The 14106-nt window shown below is 60.4% G+C and carries 15 protein-coding genes and 1 pseudogene; 10 read left to right on the forward strand and 6 right to left on the reverse strand.

Translation table 11 applies throughout. The features are described 5' to 3' along the window. The first annotated feature begins 166 nt into the window (after window positions 1-166). The 6 genes from F0A17_RS15755 to F0A17_RS15780 all read left to right on the forward strand — a co-directional run bounded on the left by F0A17_RS15755 (window position 167) and on the right by F0A17_RS15780 (window position 4657). Complete coding sequence (locus F0A17_RS15755; protein WP_149329313.1) at window positions 167-838, forward strand: LuxR C-terminal-related transcriptional regulator; 672 nt, start codon at window positions 167-169, stop codon at window positions 836-838. 202 nt (window positions 839-1040) lie between these two features. Then, window positions 1041-1574 carry a curli production assembly/transport protein CsgE gene (locus F0A17_RS15760; RefSeq protein ID WP_223111560.1) on the forward strand — a complete coding sequence of 178 codons (534 nt, stop codon included), beginning with the start codon at window positions 1041-1043 and terminating at the stop codon, window positions 1572-1574. Between the two features lie 31 nt (window positions 1575-1605). Next, window positions 1606-2028 (forward strand): curli assembly protein CsgF, encoded by a 423-nt coding sequence (locus F0A17_RS15765; protein ID WP_149329314.1) that lies wholly within the window; start codon window positions 1606-1608, stop codon window positions 2026-2028. 13 nt (window positions 2029-2041) lie between these two features. Continuing rightward, on the forward strand, window positions 2042-2878 hold the full coding sequence (locus tag F0A17_RS15770; protein ID WP_149329315.1) for a CsgG/HfaB family protein: 837 nt from the start codon (window positions 2042-2044) through the stop codon (window positions 2876-2878). A 208-nt stretch (window positions 2879-3086) separates the two neighbouring features. Beyond that, a complete protein-coding gene (locus F0A17_RS15775; RefSeq protein ID WP_187774714.1) occupies window positions 3087-3575 on the forward strand; it encodes a hypothetical protein in 489 nt (162 codons plus the stop codon). 116 nt (window positions 3576-3691) lie between these two features. After that, window positions 3692-4657, forward strand: coding sequence for a curlin subunit CsgB (locus tag F0A17_RS15780; RefSeq protein ID WP_187774715.1), 966 nt, complete (start codon window positions 3692-3694; stop codon window positions 4655-4657). Window positions 4658-4716: 59 nt separating this feature from the next. Here F0A17_RS15780 and F0A17_RS15785 read toward each other — a convergent pair whose 3' ends face one another. The 6 genes and pseudogenes from F0A17_RS15785 to F0A17_RS15805 form a co-directional block, all read right to left on the reverse strand. Beyond that, window positions 4717-5088 (reverse strand): hypothetical protein, encoded by a 372-nt coding sequence (locus F0A17_RS15785; RefSeq protein WP_149329318.1) that lies wholly within the window; start codon window positions 5086-5088, stop codon window positions 4717-4719. Window positions 5089-5095: 7 nt separating this feature from the next. Further along, window positions 5096-6340, reverse strand: a complete 1245-nt coding sequence (locus F0A17_RS15790; RefSeq protein WP_187774716.1) for an AAA family ATPase — start codon at window positions 6338-6340, stop codon at window positions 5096-5098. 31 nt (window positions 6341-6371) lie between these two features. After that, window positions 6372-7661 (reverse strand): glutamate-1-semialdehyde 2,1-aminomutase, encoded by a 1290-nt coding sequence (gene hemL / locus F0A17_RS20705; RefSeq protein WP_223111566.1) that lies wholly within the window; start codon window positions 7659-7661, stop codon window positions 6372-6374. Between the two features lie 156 nt (window positions 7662-7817). Further along, window positions 7818-8618: pseudogene (gene thiD / locus F0A17_RS20710) on the reverse strand (bifunctional hydroxymethylpyrimidine kinase/phosphomethylpyrimidine kinase); the annotation flags it as partial. 1 nt (window position 8619) lies between these two features. After that, complete coding sequence (gene hemJ / locus F0A17_RS15800) at window positions 8620-9051, reverse strand: protoporphyrinogen oxidase HemJ (RefSeq protein ID WP_149329321.1); 432 nt, start codon at window positions 9049-9051, stop codon at window positions 8620-8622. A 54-nt stretch (window positions 9052-9105) separates the two neighbouring features. Further along, window positions 9106-10863: a chloride channel protein gene (locus F0A17_RS15805; RefSeq protein WP_228716936.1), complete on the reverse strand. Its 1758-nt coding sequence runs from the start codon at window positions 10861-10863 to the stop codon at window positions 9106-9108. Window positions 10864-10993: 130 nt separating this feature from the next. Here F0A17_RS15805 and argC point away from each other — a divergent pair, with 130 nt between their 5' ends. From argC to F0A17_RS15825, 4 genes are all read left to right on the forward strand, one after another. Continuing rightward, the gene (gene argC, locus F0A17_RS15810) at window positions 10994-12028 is read left to right on the forward strand and encodes an N-acetyl-gamma-glutamyl-phosphate reductase (protein WP_149329323.1); all 1035 of its coding nucleotides are present in this window, start codon (window positions 10994-10996) and stop codon (window positions 12026-12028) included. A gap of 102 nt (window positions 12029-12130) precedes the next feature. Next, window positions 12131-12484, forward strand: coding sequence for an iron-sulfur cluster insertion protein ErpA (gene erpA, locus F0A17_RS15815; RefSeq protein ID WP_149329324.1), 354 nt, complete (start codon window positions 12131-12133; stop codon window positions 12482-12484). A gap of 78 nt (window positions 12485-12562) precedes the next feature. Continuing rightward, the gene (locus tag F0A17_RS15820; protein WP_149329325.1) at window positions 12563-13327 is read left to right on the forward strand and encodes a transporter substrate-binding domain-containing protein; all 765 of its coding nucleotides are present in this window, start codon (window positions 12563-12565) and stop codon (window positions 13325-13327) included. 98 nt (window positions 13328-13425) lie between these two features. Beyond that, window positions 13426-14097: an amino acid ABC transporter permease gene (locus F0A17_RS15825; protein WP_149329326.1), complete on the forward strand. Its 672-nt coding sequence runs from the start codon at window positions 13426-13428 to the stop codon at window positions 14095-14097. Window positions 14098-14106 lie beyond the last annotated feature (9 nt).

The raw sequence follows: 14106 nt of genomic DNA on the forward strand, positions 1-14106 counted from the left end.
ACACTAACCCATTGTATTTATTGAAAAACTAAAAGTGATAAGAAAGGCGTATCTTTATTTCAAAAATTTCTTAACACCTTTGGGGTTTTTGGACAAGAATCGAAGGGGTAGCATTTCTTTACATTTCTTTACATCACAATTAACTCATAAAGGACGGAGGGGTCTCATGGAGAATAAGCCTTATCGGATCATGTTGGTCACGGATATCAACCCTCAGTCGAAGCTGTTCATCGAACATCTGCAGGAGCATATCGGCCATGCGGTTACTGCCGTCAGTACCGATGAGTTGCCGCCCCTAGAGGATGGGCAGGTGGCGTTGGTCATCCTCGACCTCGATCATCTGAGCGAAGCGAGCATGCAGAAATGGCAAGCCGCCGCCGGAGGAAGGGATGAGATCAGTCTCGCCGCCTTCAATGTTCGCAGCGAGGACCATGCCGTCGAGCTGCTTTCCTCGCTCAACCTCCAAGGAATCTTCTACCGCAACGACAGCGTCGAGCTGATCTGCAAGGGACTCGAAGCACTACGGCTCGGCAATCTGTGGATGTCGCGGGCACTGATGTCGCGCATGATCCAGTTGCTACGCCGGCAGCAGATGAACTCTTATCGGCCCGCCTGCGGCCTGACCCAGCGTGAACTCGAGATCATCGGACTGCTAGGCACCGGTTCGACCAATTCGGAGATCGCCGAAAAACTGTTCGTCAGCGAACACACGGTCAAATCTCACCTCTACAACATCTTCCGCAAGATCAAGGTACACAATCGCTTGCAGGCGATGAACTGGGCACGGCGCAATTTGTTCAGCGTTCCACCCAACCACAAGCGAGAAGCGAGGCATTGACCGAGTGAAGGGTCGCCGTTGTCGACGCACAAACGACAGGCGCCGGCATGGGCTGTCCCGAAGGCTCCTCGAGTGGCGGTGCGTCCGACATACCGTACGGCCATGGAATGGCCGTACGGCTGCCGCCTCACGGACTTCTTGCCTCTCTCCGGGACACCTCGATGAGGCGGAAAAGCCATTCAACATTCAGTCGAGAGCGGTAATGGTTTTCCTACGTGACCTGGCAATGGCTGCCATCCTACTGATTCCCTGCGGCTCCCTGGCCTGGGCGGAAACGCACGCACCCGCTCCGACCCAACCTGCCGCGCCACCTGAAGCATCGGTCCCCGAAGACTCGCTCGGGGAAGACGACGTATTGGAAGAGGGAAAGGCGGCAGAAGAGCTTTCACGCCAGTTTCGCCTGGGCGAGCCGGGCCTCTCGGGGGTCATCGTCGACCGGACAATCACCATGATGGGCAAGACCTTCTACCGCCGTTTCAGCCAATTGAGCGTCGAGAGTCATATCCTGACCCGTACCACGCTATCCATCCATGAACGACCCGACGCTCGCTGGGGCAGTCAGGTATGGGTAGCGGAAAACAACCGGATTCTGTTCCAGGCCACGCTGCCACCCCGGCTAAGCGACATCGACCGCTATGCCGAAGCGGCCATCGAGCAAGTGGAACAGTTGCTGATCCAGCGCTCCATCATGGAGGCCCTGGGGAGCGATCCAGATCTCGCTGATGAAGAAATCTAGAACCAAGGGAATGCACATTGGAGGGCAACGTATGAATATTCTCTATCGTGTGACAGCACTATGCTTGGGCGCCTTACTCACTTTGGCTGGGATGGCACAGGCTGGGGAGCTGATTTATCGCCCCATCAATCCTTCATTCGGAGGGGATCCCCTCCTGGGCAACCACCTGCTCAACAAGGCTCAGGCTCAAGATACCCACAAGGACCCTAATGCCCCCGATTTCGGAGGCTTCTCGGAAGTGGATTTTTTCTTGCAGGAACTGCGTGCCGATCTGATCAACCGCGCCATCGATGATGCTCTCAAACCCAACAATCCCGGGGGCAGTGAGAGCGTGATCGACAATTCATCGCTTAATGTCAGGTTTGTCAACGTGGGTCGTGGTGCCTTCCAGATGGTCATTACCGATAAGACAACGAATGAAGTCACACGGATCGACTTCGGATTACCATACTGAGAGAGGCCAGCACATGAAAGTATTGAGACTCGGTCTGATGATCGGACTGCTATTGTTGGGAGGCTGCGTCGGTATGGTCACCTCTCCGGAGGGCTTGGAGGGGGCACCGGCAACCCTGGCCCCTCGATCCGGCACCTATGTCGATTTGACCAGTCTGCCGCGTCCGGCCGCACCGATCTATACCGCCGTTTACGACTTTAGGGATCAAACCGGTCAGTACCGCCCACAGCCCGCCAGCACCTTTTCCACGGCCGTCACCCAAGGCGGAGCCGCCATGCTGAGTTCCGCGCTTGCCGATTCCGGCTGGTTCATACCGCTCGAGCGCGTCGGACTCCAGAATCTGCTCACGGAGCGCCGCATTATCCGCGCCAACTTGGAGCGTGATGGTCGTGAACAGGAATTGGGTTCTCTCAATGCCGCCCGCATCCTGATGGAAGGGGGAATCATCGCTTACGATTCCAACATGAAGACGGGGGGAGTAGGGGCAGAGTACTTCGGCATAGGCTCATCCGGGCAGTACCAAGTGGACCAGGTCACCGTCAATCTGCGTGCCGTGGACATCGCTACCGGAGAAGTCCTCGGTAACGTTACTACCAGCAAGACGGTTTATTCCTACGAGGTTCGCGCGGGAGTTTATCGTTTTGTCAGTTTCCGACGGCTCTTGGAGGCAGAAGCCGGCTATACACACAATGAACCCGTGCAAATGGCAGTAATGTCAGCCATTGAATCTGCTGTGATACATCTTGTTACTCAGGGAGTGGACCGAAATTTATGGAACTTGGCCAATCCCAGCGATAGCCACCACCCCGTTCTGGTGGCTTACCGGGAAGCTTCCTCGCCCTTGTTGTGACGCTCATCCTTCAGCCAAGGCGCCAACTCGGCGCCTTTTTTATGAGCAGGGCGAAAAATCTCATCTCCCTTGGATGGTTTCGCTAAAACAAAACAACAAAGGAAGCACTAAGGCGGCAATACACAAATTTCATCTTTATTTATGATGGCAATCCTTTTTCCTCCCAACGATTATGTAACTTAAAGTAAGTGACATGGGGCGGAGAGTTATGAAACTTTACTTAATTGTTACATTTCCAATTGGGGCGGCAGTGCTGGCCCATGCCGTCGCCGCCGCCGATCTCATCGAAAGTTCTGAACTCGATTTGAAGCCGAGAAAAGCGCTACCTCAACAGAGCGCCACGATCCACCAGGAAGGGTACGGCAACGACGCCGCCATACTGCAGCAAGGTGGTCACAACAACGCCCTCGTTGCGCAGCATGGCATCGACAGTCATGCCGTGGTAAGCCAGATCGGACGAGGCCATGGTGCAAGGGTAATCCAGAGTGGCGCCCAGTTGGAGGCTTCCATATTGCAGTATGGACAAGCCCATGATGCCAGTATCGTCCAGTCAGGCTACGGCAAGGAGGCTGCCATCGTCCAGCACGGTATTTCCGGCAGCGCAGGAATCCATCAGCTTGGAAACGGACAAGGGAATCCCATCACCGTCACCCAATTTTCACGCGGAAGGGCAGCGGTCCAAGTCTATCAGTATTAACTGGAATGCCTGCCTTGTTAAATGCAGTACGCGGAAACGGTAGACGACCTGCTGTTTCCTTACTCACCCTGGCGGCCGAAATAGCCTCACCAGGGCATCATGAAAGGGGAACCAAAATGAAACTGAAAATGACCGTCTTGGCAGCCGCCATTGCCTTCTCAAGTACAGCCATGGCAAACGAAAACGAATCCTATATCGATCAGGAAGGCGTTGGCAACAACGTAAGTGTAACGCAACTTACCCAAGGCTGGGGTAGCAATAATTCTAATGTAACCCAAACGGGTATGAACAACGACGCAACCGTACTTCAGAAAGGATGGCAAGGGGATAACGAATCCGATATCGTCCAGGAAGGCTTGGGGAACCGTGCCGATGCGTTACAGCACGGGACGAAAAATCGCTCTAGCTTGACGCAAACAGGAGGATTTAACGCCTCCGATAGCCAACAGTTCGGTAGCCGGAATGCCCTTCAGGTTGATCAGGAAGGCGTAAAGAATAACGCTACCACGTATCAGAACGGCTGGAGAAATTTCGCTGATATCAGTCAGAGCGGCAGCTTCAACGACTCTAACGTGGTTCAATTGGACGACAAGAATGTCGCGCTGGTAGACCAGGATGGAACGAAGCTCTCCTCCGACATCACGCAATCGGGCGATTATAACGTTGCCGACGTTGACCAGAGCGGCAGTTTCAATGTTTCTTCAATCGACCAGAACGGCACTCGGAACCAGGCAGGGGTGCGTCAGAGCGGCCTGAAGCATACTGCCGATATTTCACAGGAAGGCAAGTACAATACAGCCTCGGTGGATCAGAGCAACATTAACAACGATGCCTCCATCGTTCAAAATGGTCGTTATAATAATTCCGAGGTGACGCAGAGCGGCTATAACGACTTGGCGTACTCCTCCCAGACTGGCCTGGGCCACGATTCCACCATCACCCAATCGGCGTTGCCGGGCTTCTTTGGGGGTCTGGCGAGCTTGGCCAGCAACAGTGCGACCCATGTGCAGATGGGTGTCAACAATATTGCCGTTACCACTCAGGTGGGTGGCGGCAACACGGCCCACGTCTATCAGAACTGAGCCCACCACAAAGGGTCTCGCTCATGCGGGACCCTTTTTTCGATGTTCTCAGCTCAAGATTAGCGCACTTGCAGCCTAAGCCGGCTGTGTTCACCGCTTGAACTCGAGCGGCTTACATTTCCCCCCTTGCGAACCTCAACCGTCAAGCCACCTTCAGGACTCGTCTGACGCACGCTGGCTTCCAGCGCCTCTCCTTGATAACGGTACTGGCTAGGAACGGCTTCCTCCAACTCATGAGTCTCGATTTCACCATCACGATGAATCGTCAGCGTCGCCACGAAACGTGTGCCCGGCTCGCCATCGAACAGGATTTCGATCTGGTTCGAGTTCTTTTCCACCGGCATCACTCCCCTCGACTTGGCGTTGTCTCCCGCTGCGATTGCATTCATCCCGAGCCAGGCAATCAGCAGGAGGGACGTAAACCGTATCATGTTAGCCTCAGCTGTAGTTCAATCTGATACGTTTGTCGACGAGCGCTGCCAGCGTATCGCCCGCATTTTCGGCAGTGGTGTCGAGTCGCAGCAGATGCTGGCGCTCCTCGTCGCTGAAGCCTTCGAAGACGGCCTGCTGACGCTGCAGCACGGCGAGACTGGCCGCCGGATTGGCGCCCTGTCGCCGGGCGCGCTTGGCGATACGCGCCTTCAAGGTTTCCTCGTCCGCCTCGAAGCTGACGATCAATACCGGCAGACCTCGTGCTTCACCCTGCTGGCGAAGCCGCCCGCGCTGCTCCCGGGTCAGACAGGTCGCATCGACACAGGTGGGTATGCCGGCATTGAGCAGAATACCGGCCAGACTCGCCAGGCGTTGATAGGTACGAGTGGTCGCCTCGTCAGAAAAGATATCCACAGACGGTTCCTGTCCCACCGCCTGTGGATCGATGCCATAGAGACGTCGTCGCTCGGCATCCGAGCAGAGCCGCACCGCCCCCAGCCGCTCCACCATCTCGGCCATGAACCGGCTCTTACCGCTGCCCGAGACACCGACCCCGATGATCAGGGGCGGAAAGCGGAACTGGGAGACCCATTCAGCCAAGGCGAGGTAGCGACGCGCCTCCGTCATGATTTCAGCCAGATGAAACGACCGGGAATGCTCCGCCTCCCGGCGCTGCAGTGCCCTGCGTGCGCCCGCCAGCGCTCGACACACTCCGTAGACCGATAGCAACCGGGTCAAGGCGTAGTCGCCGGAGAGGCGTAGGTAACGATCCAAGGCATAATGCGCCAGCCGTGTCTCATCGCGTATGTACAGCCCCACCAGTAACGACACCAGATCGAAGCCGGGATCCAGGCAGCGCCTGGCCAGCGAATCCGCGGGATCGAGATCCAGCGCATTGGTCATGATCAGCCGCTGACGGTCGCACAGCGACATGATGCGACGTCCCACCACCCAGCTCGGCTGCGGCTCCTCGCGTTCGAGGAACTGAGGTTCAAGACGCACCAGTTCCTGCGCCAACCAATCCTTCAGTTCAGCGAGCCGAGCCGCATCCTCCTCACCGATAAGATGTCGCTCGAGCGTGCCCAGCTCCTCCTCGATCAGAGCTCGGGTCGCCGCCAGGCAACTGGTCGATGACACATAGGGCAGGTCGACGACAAGCGAACGATGCGATTCCACCAGCGAATCGACCAGCTCATCCAAGCCGAGCACAGTGGATGCTGCCGGAGAACAGCTCGCCGATGTAGCCTCCATGTTCACTCCTCCTCGTGGCGTTCCTGCCTCGTCAGGGCTGGTGCAGCTGGGCAAAGGCCCTCTCGGCGGCATCCAGCGTCAATTGAATGTCTTCCGGCGTATGTGCGCTGGACATGAAGCCCGCCTCATACGCCGAGGGCGCCAGATAGACCCCCTCGTCCAGCATCGCGGCGAAGAAGCGCCGAAAGGCGTCGGCATCACAGGCCGTTGCCTGGGCGAAATTGTCGACCCGCGTCTGCCCGGTGAAGAACAACCCGAACATGCCGCCCACCCCTTGGGTGATCATGTCGATGCCGGCCGCATCGGCACGCTCCCGCAGTCCATGACACAGCGTATCGACTCGCTGTGCCAGCGCATCGTGAAAGCCGGGCTCACGCAGCTTGGTCAGCAGTGCGATGCCGGCGGCCATGGCCAGCGGATTGCCGGAGAGCGTACCGGCCTGGTAGACCGGCCCCAGCGGCGAGATTCGTTCCATGATGTCGCGCTTGCCGCCGAACGCCCCCACCGGCATGCCGCCACCGACGATCTTGCCCAGACAGGTCAGGTCGGGCTCGATGCCGAAGTGCGCCTGAGCGCCGCCCATGGCGACACGGAAACCGGTCATTACCTCATCGAAGATCAGCACACTGCCGTACTCGGTGCAAACCCGGCGTAGGGTTTCGAGAAAACCGGGCAGCGGCGGAATGCAGTTCATGTTGCCGGCGACCGGCTCGACGATGATGCAGGCGATCTCGCTGCCGATTTCCTCGAAGCACGCTTCGACGGCGTCGACATCGTTGTAGGACAGGGTGATGGTGTGTTCGGCCAGCGATGCCGGTACCCCAGGCGAGCTGGGTTCGCCATGCGTCAGGGCACCGGAACCGGCCTTGACCAGCAACGAGTCGGAGTGGCCATGGTAGTTGCCCTCGAACTTGACGATCTTGTCACGTCCGGTGAATCCCCGCGCCAGTCGAATGGCCGACATGGTGGCCTCGGTCCCCGAATTGACCATGCGCACCATGTCGATCGACGGGATCATCCCGCAGATCAGGTCGGCCATGGTGGTCTCGATGGCCGTCGGCGTACCGAAGGAGAGCCCATTGTCGAGCCGTTCGCGCACGGCTCCCAGCACCTCCGGATCGGCGTGGCCGGTGATCATCGGCCCCCAGGAGCCGACATAGTCGACATAACGATTGCCCTCCACGTCGTAGAGGTAGGCGCCCTGGGCCCGCTCGATGAAAATCGGGGGTCGATGCAATCCCTTGAAGGCGCGCACCGGGGAATTGACCCCGCCGGGAATGTGGCGACAAGCCTGTTCGAAAAGCGTGGCGGAAGTGGTCATGTGAGCCTCTTTGCAGTCGCGTAATGTTGAAGAAGGGCTGTGGATAGTTTTCTGGATAACCTCGGCATGGCCGGTGAAATAGCGGTGATCTTCGTCTAGGTCGAGCCGATCCGGCTGGCTCCTCACGGCTTCATCCTCGCGCATCGCTTCGCAACCCGCCAAACGCCGGGGCAGCGCTTGCCCGACGGGAGGCTGCCAGGCCCGCGTCAGGGCGCGCCAGGTAAAGGCCTGGGCCTGCTCACAGGCCTCATGTAGCGATTCGCCCACTGCCAGGCGTGCCGACAGCGCCGCAGCCAGCGTGCAACCCGAGCCGTGGTAGCGGCCCGTCAGCCGCGGCCAGCGCCAGGCAAAGCGTCCATCGGCACAGTAGAGCACCTGCTGCACTTCGCCGGTCGGTACCTCCACCTCGGGATCGTCGCTACCGGTCACCAGCACGGCACCGCAGCCCGACGTCAACAAACGCTTGGCGCGAGTCGTGTCATCCTGCCCCGCGCCTTTCGTCAAGCGCTCTAGTTCGAGTCGATTCGGGGTTAGGACATCCACAAGCGGCAACAACCGTTCACGGAACGCCTCGATCAGTTCGGTTGTGGATAACTCTGCGCCACCGCCCGCCTTGAGCACGGGATCGACCACTACCGGGATGCCGGGACGGTCGCGCACGATGGCCACCACCGCGTCGAGTGTATCGCTGCTGGCCACCAGCCCCACCTTGATCGCCGCGATCGGCAGCGATGACAGGCCGCCGGCCATGCCGCGAATCAGACCGGCATCGACGGGGACGACGCGATGAACGTCACGACAATCCTGCACCGTGAGTGCCGTAGGAATCGTCACGGCCCAGCCGCCGCAGGCGGCGATCGCTTCGCTGTCGGCCACGAGTCCCGCCCCTCCGGTAGGATCGTGACCGGCCAGCACCAGCACCACCGGCGGATTCGGTCCCTGTCTCACGTTGCGCATGTCAGAACGGCTTCAGCACGACCAGGATGACGATGCCCAGCAGCGCCAGCACCGGCAGCTCATTGAACACGCGAAAGAACGTATGGCTGCGTTGGCAACGTTCCGTGGCGAACTGCTTGAGGTAGACCAGACAGACATGATGGTAGACCACCAGCAGCACCACCAGCGTGAGTTTGACGTGCATCCAGCCCATGCCGAGCCACCCGGGATTGAGGTAGAGCAACCAGGCACCCAGCACGATCACCGCGATCATCGAGGGAGTCATGATGCCGCGGTAAAGCTTGCGCTCCATGACGCTGAAGGTTTCGATGACCTGTCGTTCGCCCTTGTCGCGTGCCAGGGCATGGTAGACGTAGAGCCGGGGCAGGTAGAACAGCGCGGCGAACCAGGTCACCACGGCCACGATATGCAGAGCCTTGATCCAGAGGTACATGGGTTCTCCCAAGATGGAGGTTGCCGACGGCCAAGCCCGTGGGACAACGCTATCCTACCGAAGCGAATAGTAACGCTCGATGGCCTCGCGGGTGATGATACCTGAAATCCGCTGATGCTTCGGCCGCCGCCCGTGCTCCACATAGAGCGCATCGACCGACTGGTCGTTGAGTCGTTCGAACGCTTCCGACAGGGTGGCCTGTAGATGGATCGGAGCCATTTCCATTCGCTGCCCCGGCACCTCGAGCAGGTCGATCCGTGCATCTCCCGTCTCGGCCTCCTCGGCAATCTGCTCGTCTATCAACGCCCGCGCCAGATCGGCAGCCTTGAGCGCCAGGGTCGGCTTGTCGTCGGTGGAGCGCAGGATCAGAATCCATTGCGGCTTGGCATCGAGCAGCGTTCGCGCCTGCTCGCGGGTGACCATGCGCGGCGTGGTCGCCAGGCTGCGCTCCATGACGGCCGGCACCGAAATCCGCGAGAGCGCCTGCATCAACGGCTGCTGCAGCGGATGCAGACCATGGCGGGTCATGCTGATGAAAAAACCGTCGCAGCGGCACAGCTGACGGGTCGTCAGCCCCGAAACCACCACTGCCAGCATGCCTGGCAGGATGATGTTGGGGTTGTGAGTCAGTTCCAGCAGCGCCATCAACGCGGCCAACGGTGCCTGCAGAACCGCTCCCATCATTGCCGCCATGCCGAGCATCGCGTAGAAGCCGGGCTCCACGCCCAGTTGGGGAAAGAGCCACGCTCCCACCAGATCGGCCAACGCTCCGGCCGCGGCCCCGACCACCAGCATCGGCCCGATGATACCGATGGGAATGCCGCTGGCTACCGTCAGTGCCGTCAGCAGCAGTTTGGCCATTACCAGCGCCAGTAGCACGTCCAGCGCCACGCTGCCGGCCAGGGAAGCGGCCAGGCTGTCGTAGCCGATCCCCTGAACGTCGGGATACCACCAGGCCACCGTGGCCGTGGCGATCCCCACCATCGCCAGCCTAACCGCGACCGGCAGCGCGGCGATGCGCTCACTTCTCGCCACACGAATGAAGAGACCCGCCAGGAGCCCAATGAAAAGCGCCGTGATGACGATCCAGGGCAGGTTCATCAGTGACCCGAGACTGACGCTGATCACCTCGAAGGCCGGCTCGGAGCCGAACACCAGCATGGCGACCAGTGCGCCCACGGTGGAAGCAAGGATCACCGGCATGAAACCAGCGATGGTGTACTCCATCATCACCACTTCCATGGCGAAGATGACGCCCGCAATGGGGGTGTTGAACGATGCCGAAATGCCCGCCGCCGTGCCGCAGGCCACTAGCACCCGAAGACTGTTATGCGGCAAGCGCAACCACTGGCCGAGTCCGCTGGCCGCGGCGGCACCGAGATGGATTGCCGGTCCCTCGCGGCCGGCCGATAGCCCGCCCAGCACCGACGCCACACCGACCCACCACTGATTGAGCCAGTTACGTAGCGGAAAACGTCCCTGGTGATGGGTCAAACGCTCGATAACATGCCCCACCCCGAGCTTGCGCGCCGCCGCAGGCTGGCGCCAGAGGAGAATTCCGATGAGAGTCACCGCCAGCAGCGGCAGGACCGTGCGCAGCATGGGCGACAGCGCCTCGAAAGCTTCGGGATCGTTACCGGGCATGAAAATGAAGCCGCCCAGCTCCAGCAGCAGGCGGAAACCGACCATCACGGCGCCAGTCAACAGGCCGGAGACGACCCCAAGCACGCACAGCTGCGGCAAAGCGTCGACGCTGGCCAGCTTGCGACGGAAACTTTCCAGGCTGAAAGCGGGAAACGAGAGGTGCAACACGGCGACGTTCCTGTACATGTCTCGAGCGGGAGGGACGGCTGGGTGGTCCCCCCTCCCTTGTGTATCATATCCGGACAGGGCGGTCCCGTGAGCGACCGCTTCGCCAGGCAATCATTCGAGGAGTCCCGTTGTGATCAAGGTCGGAATCGTCGGCGGCACCGGTTACACCGGCGTCGAACTGCTCAGGCTGCTGGCCCAGCACCCCGCGGTCGAGGTCGAGGCCATCACCTCGCGCTCCGAGGCCGGCGTACGCGTCAGCGATATGTATCCCAACCTGCGTGGCCACTACGACGCACTGGCTTTCAGCGAGCCGGATACCCGCCGTCTGGGGGCTTGCGACGCGGTGTTCTTCGCCACTCCCCATGGTGTCGCTCACACGCTGGCCGGCGAGCTTCTCGCCCAGGGAACCCGGGTGATCGATCTCTCCGCCGACTTCCGGCTGCGCGACGCCGATGAGTGGGCCACTTGGTACGGTCAATCTCATGGCGCTCCCGAGCTTCTCGAGCATGCCGTCTACGGCCTGCCCGAATTGCACCGCGAAGCGATACGCGAAGCGCGTCTGATCGCCGTGCCCGGCTGCTACCCGACGGCGGTTCAGCTTGGCCTGATGCCGCTGCTCGAGACGGGGCTGATCGATGCCGGCCACCTCATCGCCGACTGCAAGTCCGGCGTGACCGGTGCCGGCCGCGGTGCCAAGGTGCCGTCGCTGCTGGCCGAGGCGAGCGAATCGATGAAGGCCTACGGCGCTGGCGGTCACCGCCACCTGCCGGAAATACGCCAAGGCCTGGCCGATGCCGCCGGCGGCCAGGTCGGGCTGACCTTCGTGCCGCATCTGACGCCGATGATACGCGGTATCCATGCCACGCTATACGGGCGCCTGACAGTTGAGCCAGGCGACCTGCAGGCACTGTTCGAGCGGCGTTTCGCCGACGAACCTTTCGTCGACGTGATGCCCACCGGTAGCCATCCGGAAACGCGCAGTGTCAAAGGGGTCAACGTATGCCGCCTGGCGGTGCACCGGCCCGGCGACGGCGATACCGTGGTCGTGCTGTCGGTGATCGACAATCTGGTCAAGGGCGCATCGGGACAGGCCATACAGAACCTCAACCTGATGTTCGGTTTCGACGAGAATGCCGGTCTCGCCGCGCCTGCCCTGATGCCCTGAGGCGACGCGGCACCAGCCCCTCCCCGGCAATAGTTGACCCTTTTGCTAGGGATTGGGGATAATGGCATGTTAACCATCCATTCAGCTCAGGGGAGGATGCCCATGAGCGGCGCAGAATCTTTCGTGCCCACCCCCATGATGCTATCCGAGGCTGCCAGGAAGCGGCTCCAGGCGCTCATCAAGGACGAAGGCAAGCCCGGCCTCAAACTGCGCGTCTATGTGACGGGAGGCGGCTGTTCGGGCTTCCAGTACGGTTTCGACTTCGCCGATGCGGTCGGCGAAGACGATACTCTCATCGAGTTCGGCGAGGTCGCGCTGGTGATCGATGAACTTTCCTACCAGTACCTGGTGGGCTCCACCGTGGATTACGAGGAGGGGCTGGCTGGCGCCCGCTTCCTGGTGCAGAACCCCAACGCCACCACGACCTGCGGCTGTGGCGCCTCCTTCATGGTGTAACCCCTTGACTTGACGCTTCCCGGTGAACTCGCCATGGTTGAAAGGCTAACGCCACAACAATTCACCATGGGGAAACGTATGAAACGACAAGTGAAGACGGCCACCCTGGTCTCCGGCATCGCCTTAGGACTCGGCCTCTCCGGCATGGTCGCCGCCAACGAAACGCTCGACGTGGTCACCGACCCGAGCTTCGTCCCCTTCGAGATGATGGACCAGGAGTCCGGCGAGATGGTCGGCTTCGACATGGACATCCTCGCCGAGGTCGCCGAGCGGGCAGGCTTCGAGTACGAACTCGAAACCATGGATTTCAACGGCATCATTCCCGCAGTGCAGACCGGCAACGTGGATATTGCCATCGCCGGCATCACCATCACCGACGAGCGTGCCGAGATCGTCGACTTCTCCGATCCTTATTACGATAGCGGCCTGAGGATCCTGGTACGCGCCGATGAGGACGGCGTCGAGGAGATCGACGACCTCAAGGGCAAGAAGATCGGTACCAAGGTCGGCTCCACCAGCTACGACTTCCTCGTGGAGAACCTCGGTGATGAAGCCGACGTCACCCCCTACCCGGGCAGCAGCGACATGTACATGGCCCTGCTCGGCGGCAGTGTCGATGCGGTCTTCTATGATGCGCCCAACGTCGGCTATTTCTCCCAGACCCGCGGCGAAGGACGGGTAAAAGTGGTCGGCCCGCTCTACGAAGGCCAACAGTACGGCATTGTCTTCGTCAAGGGCAGCGAGTGGGTCGAACCCTCCAACGAGGCGCTGGCAGAGATGCGCGAGGACGGCACCTACGACGAGATCCACGAGAAGTGGTTCGGCAGCGCCAGCGAAGAATGATGCCGCGAGCATCCTGAAGCGGGGTCGGGTCGCTGAACCCGACCCCGCTGCGTTGTCACTCATGCCACCCCGAGACGCATCCTGACGGGAGAGCCCACGTGGACGTCACCTTCCAATTCGACTGGGAGGCCGCTTTCGCCTCCATTCCCTTTCTGCTGAAAGGGATACCCTACACCCTGCTGATCTCTTTCGGTGGCTTGGCCATCGGGTTTCTCATCGGCATTCTCTTCGGCCTGTTGCGCATCAGCCCTATCGCCTGGCTGCGGATACCGGCCGTGGCCTATATCGAGATCTTCCGCGGCACACCGGTGCTGGTGCAGGTACTGTTCATTTTCTACGGCCTGCCCCAGCTCCTCGGCGGGCCCATCAACGCCCTGGTAGCGGGTATCGCCGCCATCGCGGTCAACTCCGGTGCCTATATTTCCGAGATCGTGCGTGGCGGCGTCCAGTCGATCGACCGCGGCCAGCGCGAGGCCAGCCTGTCGCTGGGTCTCTCGCGCACCCAGGCGTTCCGTTACATCATATGGCCCCAGGCATTCCGTCGAATGATCCCTCCGCTCGGCAACCAAGGCATCATCAGTATCAAGGATACCTCACTGTTCTCGGTGATCGGCGTGGGCGAGCTGGTGCGCCAGGGCCAGGTCTACATTGCCACCACCTTCAATGCCCTGGAAGTCTACCTGATGGTCGCCCTCCTCTATCTGGCGATAACGCTGAGCCTGTCTTTCGCCTTGCGGCTGCTCGAGCGCAAGGGCTTGGTCGGACAATAAGGAGCGCGA

The organism is Billgrantia pellis, assembly GCF_008297955.1.
GTDB lineage: Bacteria > Pseudomonadota > Gammaproteobacteria > Pseudomonadales > Halomonadaceae > Halomonas > Halomonas pellis.

What these genes read in the sequence shown, in the direction of transcription:
- F0A17_RS15755 (WP_149329313.1), top strand. Translation starts at nt 167, where the DNA reads ATGGAGAATAAGCCTTATCGGATCATGTTGGTCACGGATATCAACCCT.
- F0A17_RS15760 (WP_223111560.1), top strand. Translation starts at nt 1,041, where the DNA reads ATGGTTTTCCTACGTGACCTGGCAATGGCTGCCATCCTACTGATTCCC.
- F0A17_RS15765 (WP_149329314.1), top strand. Translation starts at nt 1,606, where the DNA reads ATGAATATTCTCTATCGTGTGACAGCACTATGCTTGGGCGCCTTACTC.
- F0A17_RS15770 (WP_149329315.1), top strand. Translation starts at nt 2,042, where the DNA reads ATGAAAGTATTGAGACTCGGTCTGATGATCGGACTGCTATTGTTGGGA.
- F0A17_RS15775 (WP_187774714.1), top strand. Translation starts at nt 3,087, where the DNA reads ATGAAACTTTACTTAATTGTTACATTTCCAATTGGGGCGGCAGTGCTG.
- F0A17_RS15780 (WP_187774715.1), top strand. Translation starts at nt 3,692, where the DNA reads ATGAAACTGAAAATGACCGTCTTGGCAGCCGCCATTGCCTTCTCAAGT.
- F0A17_RS15785 (WP_149329318.1), bottom strand. Translation starts at nt 5,088, where the DNA reads ATGATACGGTTTACGTCCCTCCTGCTGATTGCCTGGCTCGGGATGAAT.
- F0A17_RS15790 (WP_187774716.1), bottom strand. Translation starts at nt 6,340, where the DNA reads ATGGAGGCTACATCGGCGAGCTGTTCTCCGGCAGCATCCACTGTGCTC.
- hemL (WP_223111566.1), bottom strand. Translation starts at nt 7,661, where the DNA reads ATGACCACTTCCGCCACGCTTTTCGAACAGGCTTGTCGCCACATTCCC.
- hemJ (WP_149329321.1), bottom strand. Translation starts at nt 9,051, where the DNA reads ATGTACCTCTGGATCAAGGCTCTGCATATCGTGGCCGTGGTGACCTGG.
- erpA (WP_149329324.1), top strand. Translation starts at nt 12,131, where the DNA reads ATGAGCGGCGCAGAATCTTTCGTGCCCACCCCCATGATGCTATCCGAG.
- F0A17_RS15820 (WP_149329325.1), top strand. Translation starts at nt 12,563, where the DNA reads ATGAAACGACAAGTGAAGACGGCCACCCTGGTCTCCGGCATCGCCTTA.